The sequence below is a fragment of the Sphingomonas jinjuensis genome (genome assembly GCF_014197105.1).
Taxonomy (GTDB): domain Bacteria; phylum Pseudomonadota; class Alphaproteobacteria; order Sphingomonadales; family Sphingomonadaceae; genus Sphingomonas; species Sphingomonas jinjuensis.
Window position 1 is genome coordinate 30,721 of the sequence record NZ_JACIEV010000001.1, and the last position, 14,245, is coordinate 44,965.

Sequence of the window (14,245 nt, forward strand, 5' to 3'; positions counted from 1 at the left end):
GTGTGATTGGCGTCAGAACCTGGCCGTGAACGTCCCAAACACCTGGCGAGGGGCGCCGTAGAAGGCGGTGGCGACGCCCTCCCTGCCGAGCGTCGGTGTCACGCCGCCCGTGGCGGTGCGGGTAATCACACCGGTCGCGGCATTGGCGGCGAGATATTGATAGCCGCCAATCTTGTACTTCACGTCGGTCAGGTTGCGGCCGTAGACGCCGATCGAATAGCGGCGGTCGGCACCGAACTGATAGGTCAGCCCGGCATCCCACAGCGTGTAGCCCGGCTGGTCGAGGAACGGGCTCGCGACCTCGAATTGGTGAGTCAGGCTGCGATAGGCGACGGTGGAGTTCGCGGTCAGCAGCCCCTCGCCCACCGGCAGCACGCCGGTCAGCGTGCCCGACACGGTCCACTCCGGTGTGTTCTGGAAGAAGCGATAGGCGGCGACGTCGGTCCCGGTCGGGCCAATGAAGCGATCGTACTTCGCGTCGATATAACCCAGCGTTCCCGACAGATTGACCGCCGATCCGACACCCGCAAAGTCGCGCGCCAGCACCGCGGTCGATTCCGCCTCGACACCCTTGATCGTCGCCTTGGCGGCGTTGGTGGTGATCCCGCAGAACGTCGCGACGCCGTTGACCAGGCAGCCCGACGATCCCGGCACCTGGACGTCGGTGTACTTGGAATAGAAGCCATCGAGCGCATAGCTCAGCCGGCGATCGAACAGCTGCCCTTTCCACCCGATTTCATAGGTTTTCACCGTTTCGGGATCGAACGACAGATAGTCGTAGATATCCTGATAGGTAACGCCGACCGCCCGATTGCTGGGTAGCGCCTGCGTCGCCGATCCGCGGGGATCGAAGCCGCCGCCCTTGAAGCCCTCGGCGTAGGACGCGTAGATCATCTGGTCGGTCCAGGGCTTGATCTGCAACGATGCGCGCGGCGTGAAGCGCTTGTAGAGCGCACGTCCGCGGAAGTTGGTCGCCGGCGCGCCCAACGCGATCGGATTGCCCCCGAAATTGGCGGTCGGACCGTTCAGGTAATTCTGCTTGAACACGAACGACTTGCGCTCGTCCCACGTGTAGCGCCCGCCAAGCGACAGGCTGATCCATGGGGTGAAATCATAGGTGAAGTCGCCGAAGAACGACGAGGTTTCGGTGCGCACGTCGCCCGCGGTGAACGCATCGAGCCCGGGCAGTGCGGTGCCGCCAGTGGTGAACAACAGCACGTCGAACGCCGTCGATGCCTTCGCGCCGAGATAATAGTAGCCGACGAGGCCGTTCAACTTCTCGCTGTTGTACAGCAGCTGAAATTCCTGGCTGGTCTGCTCGTTGCGGTAGACCGCGGGAACGTCGACGTCGACGGCGGGATTCGAATCGAAGTCGATCGGCGTCAGCGTCTTGTCCTTGCGCCACGCGCTGATGCTGCGCAGCGTGAGGTGATCGGTCAGTTGCGCGTTGGCCGATAGCGACAGTCCGCCCGCCTCCACGTCCTGGCGCGGATTGTTGAGCCCGGCGCGGGTGTCGAAGACATTGTCGAGAACGGGCAGCCCCGACAGCAGGCCCGGGATCAGGCGATGGCCGTTGCGCGGGTTCGATTTGTCGTGGGTATAGTCGCTGGTCAGGCGGACGAAGAGCCGCTTGTCGGGCGTCTCGAACTCGATGGTGCCGCGGCCGGCCCAGATGTTCTTGTTATAATTGTCGATGTTGAGGTTGAGGTTGCGCCCGAAGCCGTCGCGGGTCAGCCGCGCGCCGGCAATACCGACCTTCAGCATGTCGCCGATCGGGGTCGACAGGCTGATGACGCCATCGGCCTGGTTGAACGTGCCATAGGTCGCGCGCACCCGCGCCTCCGGCCCGTCGGCCAGGCGGCGGGTCACGTACTTCACCGCACCGCCGATGGTGTTGCGGCCGTAGAGCGTGCCCTGCGGTCCGCGCAGCACCTCGATCCGGTCGACGTCGTAGATGTCGAGAACCGCGGCCTGGGGCCGGTTGAGATAAACGTCGTCGAGATAGACGCCGACGCCCGACTCGAACCCGGGCACCGGATCCTGCTGGCCGACGCCGCGAATGAAGGCGGTCAGCGTCGAATTGGTGCCGCGCGCCGCCTTCAGCGAGGTATTGGGGGTGACGTTCTGCAGGTCGGTGACGTCGATCGCGCCGATCTTGGCCAGCTTGTCGCTGGTGAAGGCGCTGACCGCGATCGGCACGTTGAGCAGCGTTTCCTCGCGGCGGCGCGCGGTGACGACGATGTCGCCGGTGCCGGTAATCGCGCTGTCCTGCGCCTCGCTGGTAGTGTTCGACACCGCGGCGGTCGGATCGGTCGCCGTCGAGTCGGGCGATGCCGCCGGCGACGGTCGATTGGCGCTGCTGTCGCTGACTTGCGCGGAGGCCGGCATCGCCAGCAGTGCGGCGGCAGCAGTGCCGAGCGTCAGCAGGACGCGCGTGGACGGACTGATCATCAAACCTCCCCTGTTCGGCGCCCGGCCCGATCGCCCCCGGTTATTCCCGGATGGTGCGCCCCTTCGCCCCCTCATACTGAAACCCGAACCAGGTTTCAACTTGGCAATGTTGAAAGTTGAACCATCTTTCAATTTAGGTCGGAGACGGTTAGAGACGGACGGATGTCCAGCACCGCTGTCGACGCAACTCCGGCGCCCGCCGACAAGACGCCCCGTACCGAGCGTGGGCGGCGCACCCGTCGCGCCTTGCTCGACGCAGCCGCAGCTGAGTTCGGGGAGCGCGGCTTCCACGACGCGTCGGTCAGCGGAATAACCCGCCGCGCCGGCGTCGCGCTCGGCAGTTTCTACACTTATTTCAACTCGAAGGATGCGCTTTTTCGCGCGCTGGTGAGCGACATGTCGGGACGGGTCCGCGACGAGGTCGCGCCGGCCGTGCGCGGCGCGCCGCCCGGGGTTCCCGCCGAGCGGGCGGGCCTGGCCGCATTCCTGGCGTTCGTTCGCGAGCACAAGGAGATCTATCGGATCATCGACGAATCGGAGTTCGTCGATCCCGACAGCTTCCGTCGCCACTACGCCACCACGGCGGTGCGGATCGAGGCACGGCTGCGCAGCGCAGCGGCGCTCGGCGAGATCCGCGCCGATGCCGGCGAGGTTCACGCCTGGGCGATCATGGGGATGAACGTGTTCCTGGGCCTGCGCTACGGCGTCTGGGCGGAGGACGGCGATGTCGAGGTGGTCGCCGATGCGGCGGCTGACCTGCTGTGCCGCGGGCTGGCCGCCCGCTGACGGCATGACGCCGGGCACCAAGCGGTTATCTTACGAAAACGGTAACTACTGCATCTAGTTGGCGTCGCCAGACGTACTCTTGTCGTCCGAAGAGACAGGAGAGACTATCATGAAGCTTGCCCGTTCGATGATGCTGGCCGCCACGCTGGCCCTGGGTTCGACCGCCGCCGTCGCCTTGCAGAAAAATCCGATGGTCGGCGGCGCGGCGATGTATCCGACGAAGACGATCGTCGAGAACGCATCGCAGTCGAAGGATCACACCACGCTGGTCGCCGCGGTGAAGGCCGCCGGGCTGGTCGACACGCTGTCGGGCCCGGGTCCGTTCACCGTCTTCGCGCCGACCAACGCCGCGTTCAAGAAGCTGCCCGCCGGCACCGTCGATACGCTGCTGAAGCCCGAGAACAAGCAGCAGCTGACGGGCGTGCTCACCTATCACGTCGTGCCCGGCCGGATCACCGCCGAGGACATCGCCGCCAAGGCCAAGGCGAACGGCGGCACCGCGACTTACGCGACGGTGCAGGGCGGCAACCTGATGTTCCGCAAGGCCGGCAACGGCTGGGCGATCATGGACGCCAAGGGCGACAAGGGCCGGATCACCACCGCCAACGTCATGCAGTCGAACGGCGTGATCCACGTCATCGACACGGTCATGCTGCCGCAGTGATCGGCGTTGCCGGGGCGGGCGATCCGCTCGCCCCGGTATCCTAACCTCGCGCGGCCGCCTCGTCGTCGAGCAAGGCCTTGACCAAACTGTCGCGGATCGCGGCGATCGTCGGTAGCGCGTCGGTGACCGGCGCCTGCCGGGACGAGGTGGCGGCGAGGGCCTGCTGCGCGCCCTTCATCGTGTACCCTTCGCGATGAAGCAGCGCGTCGATGCGACGCACCAGCGTGACGTCGTCCGGGCGGTAATAGCGGCGGTTGCCGGCCCGCGTCAGCGGTCGCAACTGGGGAAACTTCGTCTCCCAGTAACGCAGGATATGCTGAGCGATCCCGGTCTCGTCGGAAAGTTCGCCGATCGTCCTGAAGGCGCCGTCCGCCTTGGGAGCGCTCAGCGCCATTCCGACTCGTTATCCGGCAGCGACGATGCGGTCGCGCATCGTCTGGCTGGCGCGGAAGGTGAGGACACGGCGCGGCGCGATCGGCACCTCGACCCCCGTCTTGGGATTGCGCCCGATGCGCTCGCCCTTGTCGCGCAGGACGAATGTGCCAAAACCGGAAATCTTCACATTCTCACCATGGGCAAGAGCGTCACACATCTCGAAAAGAATCTGCTCGACAATCTGGGCACTGTCCGCACGCGAAAGGCCGATCTGCCGGTGCAGCGCCTCGGCGAGGTCAGCACGAGTCAGCGTACCGGTCGTTTGCATCAACACCAATAGTCCCCCAAGCAAGAGTGAATGAAAATCCCCTTGTCGGAGTATTACCATGGTAAAGTGGTATTTTCCACCCTCTTGTTTACCGAGGTTAGGATTGGCCCCGCAACGATCGCAACAGGTCACATCCGCACGACTGCTGCGCCCCAGGTAAAGCCGCCGCCCATGGCTTCCAGAACAACGATTTGTCCCGCTTTGATACGCCCGTCGCGAATCGCGACGTCAAGCGCGAGCGGAACCGACGCGGCGGAGGTGTTGGCGTGCTGGTCGACGGTGACGATCACCTTGTCGGCCGGCAGCCCGAGCTTGCGCGAGGTCGCGTCGAGGATGCGCGCATTGGCTTGATGCGGGACGACCCAGTCGACGTCGCCCGGCTCCAGCCCGGCGATGACGAGCGATTCGGCCATCACCGCGGCGAGATTGGTCACCGCATGGCGGAATACCTCGCGGCCCTTCATGCGCAGCTTGCCGACGGTGCCCGTGGTCGACGGACCACCGTCGACGTAGAGCAGCTCGTTATGGCGGCCGTCGGCGTGTAGCTTCGTCGCCAGGATGCCGCGGCCGTCGTCGTCGGCGCTCTCCTGCGCCTCCAGCACGATTGCGCCGGCACCGTCGCCGAACAGGACGCAGGTGGTGCGATCCTCCCAGTCGAGGATGCGGCTGAACGTCTCCGCGCCGATTACCAGCGCGCGGCGCTGGACGCCCGAGCGCAGCATCGCATCGGCGACCTGCACCGCATAGAGGAACCCCGAGCAGACCGCGGCGACGTCGAAGGCGACGCAATCGTTGATCCCGAGCATCGCCTGCACCTTCGTGGCGGTGGCCGGAAAGGTCTGGTCGGGAGTCGCGGTAGCGAGGACGATCAGGTCGATGTCCTGCGCCAGTACCCCGGCGGCGGCGAGCGCGGCCTTGGCGGCATCGGTCGCCAGCGTCGCCGTCGTTTCGTTAGGCCCGGCGATGTGGCGGAAGCGGATGCCGGTGCGCTCGACGATCCACTCGTCGCTGGTATCGACCTCTTGCGCCAGTTCGGCGTTGGACACGCGGCGGATCGGCAAGGCGGAGCCCGTGCCGGTGATGACGGATCGGATCACGCGGCCTTCTCGAAATTGCCGAGGTCGTCGGCGATGCGGCGGGTGAGATCGGCGCGCACCATCTTGGCGGCGTTGCCGATCGCGGTCGCGACGCCATGTTCCTTGGCGCCGCCGTGGCTCTTCACGACGATCCCGCCCAGGCCCAGGAAGACGGCGCCATTGTGGTTGTTGGGATCGAGGTGCTCGCGCAGCAATTCGGTGGCGGGGCGCGAGATCAGGAAGCCGATCTTCGAGCGGACCGAGCTGGTGAAGGCGCGGCGGAGCAGATCGGCGACGAAGCGCGCCGTCCCCTCCGCGGTCTTCAGCGCGATGTTGCCGGCAAAGCCATCGCAGACGATGACGTCATGGTCGCCGCGCGCCAGTTTGTCGCCCTCGACGAAGCCGGTGAAGCGCAGCGGCAGGTGAGCCGCGCCGCGCAGGATCGCGGCGGCATCGCGGATCTCGTCGGTGCCCTTCTGGGCCTCGCTGCCGATGTTCAGCAGCGCGACGCGCGGGCTTTCGAGGTCGAGGATGGTGCGCGCATAGGCGGCGCCCATCACCGCGAACTGGACGAGGTTCCGCGCATCGACCTCGGTATTCGCGCCAAGATCCAGCATGATGACGTCGTTGTCGCCCAGCGTCGGCAGCGGCGCGGCGAGCGCCGGGCGATCGATGCCGGGCAGCATGCGCAGCGCCAGCTTCGCCATCGCCATCAGCGCGCCGGTATTGCCCGACGACACGGCGGCACCGGCGCGGCCCTGCTTCACCAGGTCGATCGCGATGCCCATCGACGTGGTCTTGGCGCGGCGAATCGCTTGGCTCGGCTTGTCGCTGGCGCCGACGACGCCCTCGGCGTGGACGATTTCCGACGCCTGCGACAGGTTCGGGTGGCTCTTCAGCCCCTCGGCGATCTGCGCCTCGTCCCCGACCAGCAGAAAGCGCATGCCCTCGAACCGGCGTCGCGCGGTGGCGACGCCGGCGAGCATCACTGCAAGCCCCTCGTCACCGCCCATCGCATCGACGGCGATCGTGGAGCTGTTCGACATAGCGTCGCCGGTCCGGGTGCGGTTGCGGGTCAGCCCTCGACCGAAACGATCTCGCGACCGTTATAATGGCCGCAGTGCGAACACAGGTTGTGCGGGCGCTTCAGCTCGCCGCAGTTCGGGCATTCCTGGAACGCTTCGACGCTGAGCGCGTCGTGCGAGCGGCGCATGCCACGGCGGGAGGGCGAAGTCTTTCTTTTGGGGACGGCCATCTCGGCACCTTGTCTTTCAAACGTGTCACGGTGAACGCGACCGACCAAACGAGCCGCCGACCGGCGAACGCCGGCCGCGCGGAAAGCCTCGTGCGGCCAGACGCATCGCGAAGCGGCGCGCTATACCGATTTCGGCGCGCGTTGCAACCGTGGACCGCATCACATCGACCTCGCCAGTGGGCGATCGCGCCGCCGCCCGCGTTTTCGTTTGGCGGCGGCCGCGTCGTCCCATAGGTCAGAACGCAGAGGAGAACGCCCATGATCCTGCCGGTTACGCTGACCATTGCCGCCGCGGCAGCGGTCATCAACCTGTGGCTCGCGTTCCGTATCGTCCCCCGCCGCATCAAGGGCGGGCCGCTGACCGGCGACGGCGGCGAGCCGCGGATGATGGCGCGGATGCGGGCGCACGCCAATTTCGTCGAATATGCGCCCTTCGTCCTCATCCTGATGGCGCTGATCGAGCTGGCGGGGGGTCGCGCGACCTGGCTGTGGATTGTCGGCGTCGTCTTCGTCGTCGCCCGCGTCCTCCACGGCTTCGGCATGGACGCGACAAAGCCCAATCCGCTGCGGGCGGCGGGTGCGCTCGTCACCTGGCTAGTGCTGGCGGTGCTTGCCGGCTGGGCGCTCGTCATCGCGCAGGGCGGTGGCACCGGGCGGCCGACGCGAATCATTCCCTTCGATTTCACGGAACCCCGCGGATGAACCGATTGCTGTTTCTCGCCGGGCTGGCGCTCGCCGCCCCCGCCGCCGCGCAGACCTCGCCACAGCGGCTGTCCGATGACGTTAAGACGCTGGCGTCCGACGCCTTTCAGGGCCGCGCGCCGGGCACGCCGGGCGAGGCCAGGACGGTCGACTGGCTGGTCGGCCAGTTCAAGGCGGCGGGGCTTCAGCCCGGCGGCCCCGGCGGGCAATGGACGCAGCCGGTGCCGTTGATCCGCACCAAGCTGGGCGCGGGCACGATCACCGCCGGGGGCCAGCCTTGGGTGCAGGGCCGCGACGTCTATGTCAGCACCGTGCGCCCGGTGACGCGCGCGCGGATCGCGAACGCCCCGATGGTCTTCGTCGGCTATGGCGTCACCGCGCCCGAGCGGCAGTGGGACGATTTCAAGGGCGTCGACCTGAAGGGCAAGGTCGCGGTGTTCCTGGTCAACGACCCCGATTTCGAGGCCGCCGCCGGCGAGCCCACCGATTTCGGCGGCAAGCGCATGACCTATTACGGCCGCTGGACCTACAAGTTCGAGGAGGCGGCCCGACGCGGCGCGATCGCGGCGCTGATCGTCCACGACACGCCGGGTGCCGGCTATGGCTGGTCGACGGTGGTCGCGCCGCAGGGCGAGAATTACGACATCGTCCGCCCCGAGCCCAACGATCGCGTGATGCTGCAGGGCTGGATCGAGGGCGCCGCCGCGACTCGACTGTTCGCCGCATCGGGCCAGGATCTGGCGGCGCTGCGCGTCGCCGCCCGTCGCCGCGATTTCCGACCGGTCGTGCTCAAGCCGGTGTTCAGCGCCGACATCCCCGTCGCCCATGAGCGGGCCGAAAGCCGCAACGTCCTCGCCAAGCTGGTCGGCGCCAAGCGGCCCGACGAGGTGGTGATGTTCGGCGCGCATTGGGACGCCTATGGCGTCGGCACACCCGATGCGCAGGGGCGGACGATCCGGCCGGGGGCCAACGACGACGCGCTCGGCACGGCGGGCGTGCTCGAACTGGCCCGCGCCTTCGCCAAGGCGCCCCGGACGGCGCGCACCCTCGTCTTCGCGCTGTGGACGGGCGAGGAGCGTGGCCTGCTGGGATCGGAGACCTATGGCGTCAACCCGGTCTATCCGGCGGCGAAGACGGTTGCCAACCTGACGCTCGACATCCTCCAGACCGCGGGTCGCTCGCGCGACGTATTGCTGGTCGGGCCGGGCCAGAGCGATCTCGAACCGCTCCTCGCGAACGCCGCCACGGCGCAGGGGCGGACGATCACGCCGGAGGCACTGCCCGAGCGCGGGCTGTTCTATCGTGCCGATCATTTCTCGCTGGCGCGGCGCGGGGTGCCGACGCTGCTGCTGATGGCGATCAGCGGCGCGCCCGACCTCAGGAACGGCGGCCGGGCGGCGGGGCAGGCGTGGCTCGACGGCTATATGAAATGTTATCACCAGCCCTGCGACGCGTGGGACGCGCGTTGGGACCTGACCGGCGCGGCGGAGGACGTCGACCTGTTCTACACCGTCGGCCGCGAGCTGGCGGACGGCACGCGCTGGCCGCAATGGTCGGCCACGTCGGAGTTTCGCGCGATCCGCGAGAAGGATCGGCGGTGAATTGAAACCTCCCCGGCACGGGGAGATTTCGAGTTTTCCAGCCTGAACCCCAGCCAACGAGCAGTTCAGGACCGATCAACGGGCTGACGCGTAGCTTTTTTGTCATGCCCCGGCAGGGGCTTGAGAGGAGTTGGCGTCATGAAACTACTGGCTACCGCAGGCGCAGGCCTGCTGATCGCGACGGGAACGCTGGCCGCCATGCCGGCGGAGGCGCAGCGTTGGGGCTACGACCGCTACGATCGCGGTTACGACCGAGGCTATGATCGGGGCTGGCGCGGCGACCGCGGTTGGCGCGGGAACCGAGGCTGGGATCGCGGTCCCCGCTATGGCTGGAACGGCGGCTATCACCGTGGCGGCTGGGACGGCTATCGCCGTGGTCGCGTGGTGTGCCGCATCGAGCGCGGCTGGTATGGTCCGGAACGCGTCTGCTTCCGCCGATAAGCTGATGAAACGGGCGGCGGCTTGATCCCGCCGCCCGCTTTCGCCATAGGGGCCGCGGGAGTCGGGCGGACGTGGTCGTCGCCAACCCGGTCAGGTCCGGAAGGAAGCAGCCGCAACGATTTCGCCGCGGGTCGTTCCGGCTCCCACCTCAACCAAAGATCATGCGGGCGCGACCGCCCCCACGGGACCGACCGGCGCCGCCTCGCCGCGGTCATAGGTGCCGATCAGCACGCCGGCCGCCAGCACATGCCCCGCCATCGCCTCGACGACGGCGGCACGACCGGGCGAGTCGCCCGGATCGCCCGCCCCGTTCGCCAGCGCGAACAGCTGAAAGGCATAGCGATGCGTGCCATGGCCGGTCGGCGGATCGGGCGGCAGCCAGCCTTCGCGGAAATAGGAATTGCGGCCGACGTCGCGCCCACCGGCGCCATCGCCGTCGGCAACGATCGCCCCCTCCGCGAGCCGCCCTGCGTCGGCGGGCAAATCCCATACCACCGCATGGACCAGCGGCTGCGGCGTCGGTGCGTCGGCATCCTCGACGATCAGCACGAGGCGCGCGGTCCCCGCCGGCGGCTCGCCCCAGACCAGCGGCGGCGACACGCCGTCGCCATCGGCGGTGAAGCGATCGGGCAGCCGCGCGCCATCGGCGAAGGCGGGGCTCATCAAGTCGATCGCGGGGAATTCGCCGCCAAGTTCGGGGCGCACGATCGCCAGCTTGTCAGCGCCCGCGCGCAGGCCGCTCAGCGCCTTGCCGAGCCAGGAGGGGACATGTTCGAGCATCAGGTAGTCGCCTTCGGACAATCGCCGGGGCGCATCACCGGCGCGCCCCCGGCATACCAGCGGCTCGCGCCGCCCATCGCATCGGTGTGGTGGCAGGCCTCGCCCCCCGTGCCGTCGCGGCGGAGCAGGAAGACCCAGTGATTCGGTCCGCAATTATGCGGTTCGCAGCCCCAGGCGGCGATCCGCTCGCCCGACACGAAGATTGGCACCTCGGTCGCCTCGCCGGCGATCCGACGCCGCATCGCTTCGTCGCCGACCGCGTCGATCAGCGCGTTGGCGACTTCGGTGCGATCGTAGAAGCCGACGCCGTCGATGGGATCGTGCGGATATTTGCCCACATACACGTCGAGCGGCGGCCGATCGTCCTGTCCAGGCAGTGCCTTGGGCCGAACCACGGGGGGCGGCACGAAGGCGGCGGCGTTGGCCTCCATGGCGCGATTAGTCGCCTGCTCCTGCTGGCCGCACGCGGCGAGGGACACGAGCAGCAGTGACAGGAGGAAGAAGCGCATGAGATCATAACGCAGGCGCATCGATGGGGTTGCCTGGCGCCTGGCATGACCGCAGCTTGGCGGGCATGACCGATCGTCTCGACCGTTTCGTTTCGGCACAGGCCGACAGCTATGACCAAGCGCTCGCCGAGTTGCGGCGGGGGCGCAAGGCGAGCCACTGGATGTGGTGGGTGTTCCCACAGGTCGCGGGGCTCGGGCGCAGCGACACCGCGCGCTTCTATGCCATCGCCGACGCGGCGGAGGCGCGCGCCTATCTGGCGCATCCGGCGCTGGGGCGGCGGCTGATCGAGGCGAGCGACGCTGTCATTGCCGCGCCGGGGTCGGCGGAGGCGATCATGGGCGCAATCGATGCAGTGAAGCTCAAGTCGTCGATGACGCTGTTTGCCCATGTGGCCGACGATCCGGCGCCGTTTCGGGCGGTGTTGGAGCGGTTTTACCGGGGTGAGGAGGATGCGGCGACGGTGGACATCCTGCGCAATACGCCCTCGTCACCCTGAACTCGTTTCAGGGTCTCGTCGGGGCAACGCTATCGGGAGATGCTGAAACAAGTTCAGCATGACGGCGGTGGTCGATGCCGCTGGGGTCCCATATGAAAAAGGGAGGCCGAAGCCTCCCCTGATCGCTCAGCCGTCGTAGTCGGCGCCGAGGTTCTGGTTGCGCGGCGGGGCCGCGGCGGTGAGGCGAAGCGCCTCGGCCGAGGCGGCCAAGCTGCCGACCGCATCGACCTCGTCATCGTCGTCGATCTGGACGCGCTGCAGGCTGTTGACCACCGATTCCTCGAGATGGTCGGGACGCACCGTCTCCTCGGCGATCTCGCGCAGGGCGACGACCGGATTCTTGTCACGATCGCGATCGATCGTCAGCTCGGCACCGCCCGAAATCTGGCGGGCGCGCTGCGCCGCGAACAGCACCAGGTCGAACCGGTTGGAAACCTTGTCGACGCAATCCTCGACCGTCACGCGCGCCATCGCCGCTTCCTTCGTGCAAAATACCGCTGGGATGAAGAGGTGCCATCTACGGTTGATGTGCGCCCAAGTCAAGGAAAACGCCTTGTCGCCGCGCCCCCTGCCCGGCAAAGCGAACGCCATGGACGCGCCGCCGCCGCAGCCGAGCTTTACCGTCGACGGCAACCGGTTGACGCTGCTCGACACCGGGCAGCGGCGGCTGGAGGCGTTGCTGGCGCTGATCGACGGTGCCACGCGGTCGCTGCGCATCCTCTATTATATCTACGCCGACGACGACACCGGGCGGCGCGTCAACGCGGCGCTGATCGCGGCGGCGCATCGCGGCGTCACCGTCGCCGTCGTCGTCGACGGATTCGGCAGCGACGACGCCAGCCGTGCCTTCTTCGCCCCGGTGCGCGAGGCGGGGGTGACGGTGTGCCGGTTCCTGCCACGGTTCGGACGCCGCTATCTGCTGCGCAATCACCAGAAGCTGGCGCTGGCCGATGCGGAAGGCGAAGCGCCGCGGATCATCGTCGGCGGCTTCAATGTCGAGGACGATTATTTCGGCACCGCACAGGACGCCGCGTGGCGCGACCTGGGGTTGCTGGTCGAGGGGCCGGCGGCGGCGCGGATGGCGGGCTATTTCGACGCGCTCAACGACTGGGTGCAGCAGCCGAAGGGCAAGATCCGCAAACTCAACACGGCGCTGGCGCAATGGAGCGAGAGCGAGGGCGCGCTGCGCTGGCTGATCGGCGGGCCGACGCGGCGGCTGTCGCCCTGGGCGCGGACCGTGCGCCACGACATGCGCCGCGGCCGCCGCATCGATTTGATCGCCGGCTATTTCACGCCGAGCCCGACGATCCTGCGCCGGCTCGACAAGGCCGGACGCCGTAAGGCGCGAGTGCGGATCGTCACCGCGTCCCAGTCCGACAACAACGCCACGATCGCCGCGGCGCGCTTCACCTACGCCGGCCTGCTGCGCAAGGGCGTGCAATTGTTCGAATATCTGCCGACGAAGCTGCACACCAAGCTGTATGTGATCGACGACGCGGTTCATATCGGCTCGGCCAATTTCGATATGCGCAGCCTGTTCATCAACTTGGAGCTGATGCTGCGGATCGAGGATGCCGCCTTCGCCGACCACGCCCGCGGCTATGTCGACGGCGAGATCGCGAAATCGCAGGCGGTGACGAAGGACTGGTACAAGGCGCACACGACGCCGTTCCAGCGGCTACGCCAGTTCGCGGCCTATATGTTGCTGGCGGTGATCGATCCGGGCGTATCGCGTGGGCTGAACTTCGGGATCGACGAGTAGACGGGACGTTACGTCGAAAGATGCTGAAACGAGCTCAGCATGACGGCGGGGGCGGATTACTCCCCCCGCAACATGCGGATGATGCCGGAGAAGTCCTTGCCCCCCTGCCCGGCGTCAGCGAACCGCTCGTAATAGTCGCGTGCGCGCTCGCCCATTGGGGTGTCAGCGCCGGCATCGGCGGCGGCTTCTGCCGCCAGGCGCAGGTCCTTGAGCATCAGCGCCGCCGCGAAGCCGCCCTGATAGTCGTTGTCGGCGGGCGTCGTCGGCCCGACGCCGGGGACCGGGCAATAGCTCGTCATCGACCAGCTCTGCCCCGACGAGACGCTGGCGATGTCGAAGAACGCCTTGGCGTCGAGCCCCAGCTTCTCGGCGAGGACGAACGCCTCGCACGTCGCGACCATCGTCGCGCCGAGGATCATGTTGTTGCAGATCTTCGCCGCCTGCCCCGCACCGCTGGCACCGGCGTGGATCACCGCCTTGCCCATCGCCGACAGATAGGGTTCGGCACGCGCGAAGCCGTCGTCGCTGCCGCCGACCATGAAGGTCAGCGTGCCCGCCGCCGCGGCGGCGATGCCGCCCGAGACGGGCGCGTCGACCGCGGTGATGCCGCGGTCCGCCGCCGCCTGGGCGACTCGCTTGGCGGTGGCGACGTCGATCGTCGAGCAGTCGATCAGGATCGCGCCCGGCGCGGCGTTGGCGAACACCGCGGCCTCATAGACTTCTTCGACATGGCGACCGGCGGGCAGCATGGTGATGACCGCCTCGGCACCCTCGATCGCCTCGGCCGCGGTCGCGACGGGTAGGCAGCCCGCCTCCTTGGCGCGGGCGAGCGCGTCCGCGGAAAGGTCGAAGGCGCGGACGTCATGGCCCTTCTTCGCCAGGTTCGCGGCCATGCCGCCGCCCATGTTGCCCAGACCGATGAAAGCGACGCGTGCCATTACTTCTCTCCTGTCAGCCCCTCCCCTTCAGGGGAGGGGTTTGGGGTGGGGGCCGCAAGCGAAGGTCTCTGCGAGGCGTA

Annotated in this window: 17 protein-coding genes and 1 other RNA gene; 8 read left to right on the forward strand and 10 right to left on the reverse strand. The window is 67.8% G+C overall.

Features of this window, described 5'->3' with window-relative positions; genetic code table 11:
- Positions 1 to 12: 12 nt before the first annotated feature.
- Positions 13 to 2,451 (reverse strand): TonB-dependent receptor, encoded by a 2,439-nt coding sequence (locus tag GGQ80_RS00135; RefSeq protein WP_183981683.1) that lies wholly within the window; start codon positions 2,449 to 2,451, stop codon positions 13 to 15.
- Positions 2,452 to 2,613: 162 nt separating this feature from the next.
- On the opposite strand from GGQ80_RS00135, the gene GGQ80_RS00140 reads away from it, so the two are divergent.
- Both GGQ80_RS00140 and GGQ80_RS00145 read left to right on the forward strand, forming a co-directional pair.
- On the forward strand, positions 2,614 to 3,237 hold the full coding sequence (locus GGQ80_RS00140) for a TetR/AcrR family transcriptional regulator (protein WP_183981684.1): 624 nt from the start codon (positions 2,614 to 2,616) through the stop codon (positions 3,235 to 3,237).
- A 127-nt stretch (positions 3,238 to 3,364) separates the two neighbouring features.
- Positions 3,365 to 3,901 carry a fasciclin domain-containing protein gene (locus GGQ80_RS00145; protein ID WP_425506006.1) on the forward strand — a complete coding sequence of 179 codons (537 nt, stop codon included), beginning with the start codon at positions 3,365 to 3,367 and terminating at the stop codon, positions 3,899 to 3,901.
- 40 nt (positions 3,902 to 3,941) lie between these two features.
- On the opposite strand, the gene GGQ80_RS00150 is transcribed toward GGQ80_RS00145, so the two are convergent.
- The 5 genes from GGQ80_RS00150 to rpmF form a co-directional block, all read right to left on the reverse strand.
- On the reverse strand, positions 3,942 to 4,295 hold the full coding sequence (locus tag GGQ80_RS00150; protein ID WP_183981686.1) for a MerR family transcriptional regulator: 354 nt from the start codon (positions 4,293 to 4,295) through the stop codon (positions 3,942 to 3,944).
- A gap of 9 nt (positions 4,296 to 4,304) precedes the next feature.
- Positions 4,305 to 4,604 carry an integration host factor subunit alpha gene (locus tag GGQ80_RS00155; RefSeq protein ID WP_183982407.1) on the reverse strand — a complete coding sequence of 100 codons (300 nt, stop codon included), beginning with the start codon at positions 4,602 to 4,604 and terminating at the stop codon, positions 4,305 to 4,307.
- 128 nt (positions 4,605 to 4,732) lie between these two features.
- Positions 4,733 to 5,701, reverse strand: a complete 969-nt coding sequence (locus GGQ80_RS00160) for a beta-ketoacyl-ACP synthase III (protein WP_343050704.1) — start codon at positions 5,699 to 5,701, stop codon at positions 4,733 to 4,735.
- Complete coding sequence (plsX, locus tag GGQ80_RS00165) at positions 5,698 to 6,726, reverse strand: phosphate acyltransferase PlsX (RefSeq protein ID WP_183981687.1); 1,029 nt, start codon at positions 6,724 to 6,726, stop codon at positions 5,698 to 5,700. Before plsX ends, GGQ80_RS00160 begins: the two co-directional genes overlap by 4 nt.
- Before the next feature lie 29 nt (positions 6,727 to 6,755).
- Positions 6,756 to 6,935 carry a 50S ribosomal protein L32 gene (rpmF, locus tag GGQ80_RS00170; protein WP_183981688.1) on the reverse strand — a complete coding sequence of 60 codons (180 nt, stop codon included), beginning with the start codon at positions 6,933 to 6,935 and terminating at the stop codon, positions 6,756 to 6,758.
- 258 nt (positions 6,936 to 7,193) lie between these two features.
- Here rpmF and GGQ80_RS00175 point away from each other — a divergent pair, with 258 nt between their 5' ends.
- The 4 genes from GGQ80_RS00175 to ffs all read left to right on the forward strand — a co-directional run bounded on the left by GGQ80_RS00175 (position 7,194) and on the right by ffs (position 9,830).
- On the forward strand, positions 7,194 to 7,637 hold the full coding sequence (locus tag GGQ80_RS00175; RefSeq protein WP_183981689.1) for an MAPEG family protein: 444 nt from the start codon (positions 7,194 to 7,196) through the stop codon (positions 7,635 to 7,637).
- The gene (locus GGQ80_RS00180) at positions 7,634 to 9,238 is read left to right on the forward strand and encodes a M28 family metallopeptidase (protein ID WP_183981690.1); all 1,605 of its coding nucleotides are present in this window, start codon (positions 7,634 to 7,636) and stop codon (positions 9,236 to 9,238) included. Before GGQ80_RS00175 ends, GGQ80_RS00180 begins: the two co-directional genes overlap by 4 nt.
- A gap of 138 nt (positions 9,239 to 9,376) precedes the next feature.
- On the forward strand, positions 9,377 to 9,679 hold the full coding sequence (locus GGQ80_RS00185; RefSeq protein ID WP_183981691.1) for a hypothetical protein: 303 nt from the start codon (positions 9,377 to 9,379) through the stop codon (positions 9,677 to 9,679).
- Positions 9,680 to 9,732: 53 nt separating this feature from the next.
- Positions 9,733 to 9,830, forward strand: an RNA gene (gene ffs / locus GGQ80_RS00190) — signal recognition particle sRNA small type.
- A gap of 8 nt (positions 9,831 to 9,838) precedes the next feature.
- Here the strand turns inward: ffs and GGQ80_RS00195 are convergent.
- Together GGQ80_RS00195 and GGQ80_RS00200 are read right to left on the reverse strand one after the other, a co-directional pair.
- Positions 9,839 to 10,459, reverse strand: coding sequence for a YbhB/YbcL family Raf kinase inhibitor-like protein (locus tag GGQ80_RS00195; protein ID WP_183981692.1), 621 nt, complete (start codon positions 10,457 to 10,459; stop codon positions 9,839 to 9,841).
- Complete coding sequence (locus tag GGQ80_RS00200; RefSeq protein ID WP_183981693.1) at positions 10,459 to 10,989, reverse strand: hypothetical protein; 531 nt, start codon at positions 10,987 to 10,989, stop codon at positions 10,459 to 10,461. Before GGQ80_RS00200 ends, GGQ80_RS00195 begins: the two co-directional genes overlap by 1 nt.
- Before the next feature lie 44 nt (positions 10,990 to 11,033).
- On the opposite strand from GGQ80_RS00200, the gene GGQ80_RS00205 reads away from it, so the two are divergent.
- Positions 11,034 to 11,465 (forward strand): DUF1810 domain-containing protein, encoded by a 432-nt coding sequence (locus tag GGQ80_RS00205; protein ID WP_183981694.1) that lies wholly within the window; start codon positions 11,034 to 11,036, stop codon positions 11,463 to 11,465.
- A gap of 126 nt (positions 11,466 to 11,591) precedes the next feature.
- On the opposite strand, the gene rpoZ is transcribed toward GGQ80_RS00205, so the two are convergent.
- Positions 11,592 to 11,936: a DNA-directed RNA polymerase subunit omega gene (rpoZ, locus tag GGQ80_RS00210; protein WP_183981695.1), complete on the reverse strand. Its 345-nt coding sequence runs from the start codon at positions 11,934 to 11,936 to the stop codon at positions 11,592 to 11,594.
- 118 nt (positions 11,937 to 12,054) lie between these two features.
- Between rpoZ and GGQ80_RS00215 the strand changes: the two genes are divergently transcribed.
- A complete protein-coding gene (locus GGQ80_RS00215) occupies positions 12,055 to 13,227 on the forward strand; it encodes a phospholipase D-like domain-containing protein (protein ID WP_183982409.1) in 1,173 nt (390 codons plus the stop codon).
- A gap of 56 nt (positions 13,228 to 13,283) precedes the next feature.
- Here the strand turns inward: GGQ80_RS00215 and mmsB are convergent, their stop codons facing one another.
- Entirely contained in the window at positions 13,284 to 14,165 is an 882-nt protein-coding gene (gene mmsB / locus GGQ80_RS00220) for a 3-hydroxyisobutyrate dehydrogenase (protein WP_183981696.1), read from the reverse strand.
- Positions 14,166 to 14,245: the final 80 nt, after the last annotated feature.

What these genes read in the sequence shown, in the direction of transcription:
- GGQ80_RS00205 (WP_183981694.1), top strand. Translation starts at nt 11,034, where the DNA reads ATGACCGATCGTCTCGACCGTTTCGTTTCGGCACAGGCCGACAGCTAT.
- plsX (WP_183981687.1), bottom strand. Translation starts at nt 6,726, where the DNA reads ATGTCGAACAGCTCCACGATCGCCGTCGATGCGATGGGCGGTGACGAG.
- GGQ80_RS00145 (WP_425506006.1), top strand. Translation starts at nt 3,365, where the DNA reads ATGATGCTGGCCGCCACGCTGGCCCTGGGTTCGACCGCCGCCGTCGCC.
- rpmF (WP_183981688.1), bottom strand. Translation starts at nt 6,935, where the DNA reads ATGGCCGTCCCCAAAAGAAAGACTTCGCCCTCCCGCCGTGGCATGCGC.
- rpoZ (WP_183981695.1), bottom strand. Translation starts at nt 11,936, where the DNA reads ATGGCGCGCGTGACGGTCGAGGATTGCGTCGACAAGGTTTCCAACCGG.
- GGQ80_RS00200 (WP_183981693.1), bottom strand. Translation starts at nt 10,989, where the DNA reads ATGCGCCTGCGTTATGATCTCATGCGCTTCTTCCTCCTGTCACTGCTG.
- GGQ80_RS00195 (WP_183981692.1), bottom strand. Translation starts at nt 10,459, where the DNA reads ATGCTCGAACATGTCCCCTCCTGGCTCGGCAAGGCGCTGAGCGGCCTG.
- GGQ80_RS00175 (WP_183981689.1), top strand. Translation starts at nt 7,194, where the DNA reads ATGATCCTGCCGGTTACGCTGACCATTGCCGCCGCGGCAGCGGTCATC.
- GGQ80_RS00155 (WP_183982407.1), bottom strand. Translation starts at nt 4,604, where the DNA reads ATGCAAACGACCGGTACGCTGACTCGTGCTGACCTCGCCGAGGCGCTG.
- GGQ80_RS00215 (WP_183982409.1), top strand. Translation starts at nt 12,055, where the DNA reads ATGGACGCGCCGCCGCCGCAGCCGAGCTTTACCGTCGACGGCAACCGG.
- GGQ80_RS00140 (WP_183981684.1), top strand. Translation starts at nt 2,614, where the DNA reads ATGTCCAGCACCGCTGTCGACGCAACTCCGGCGCCCGCCGACAAGACG.
- GGQ80_RS00185 (WP_183981691.1), top strand. Translation starts at nt 9,377, where the DNA reads ATGAAACTACTGGCTACCGCAGGCGCAGGCCTGCTGATCGCGACGGGA.
- GGQ80_RS00150 (WP_183981686.1), bottom strand. Translation starts at nt 4,295, where the DNA reads ATGGCGCTGAGCGCTCCCAAGGCGGACGGCGCCTTCAGGACGATCGGC.
- GGQ80_RS00135 (WP_183981683.1), bottom strand. Translation starts at nt 2,451, where the DNA reads ATGATCAGTCCGTCCACGCGCGTCCTGCTGACGCTCGGCACTGCTGCC.
- mmsB (WP_183981696.1), bottom strand. Translation starts at nt 14,165, where the DNA reads ATGGCACGCGTCGCTTTCATCGGTCTGGGCAACATGGGCGGCGGCATG.
- GGQ80_RS00180 (WP_183981690.1), top strand. Translation starts at nt 7,634, where the DNA reads ATGAACCGATTGCTGTTTCTCGCCGGGCTGGCGCTCGCCGCCCCCGCC.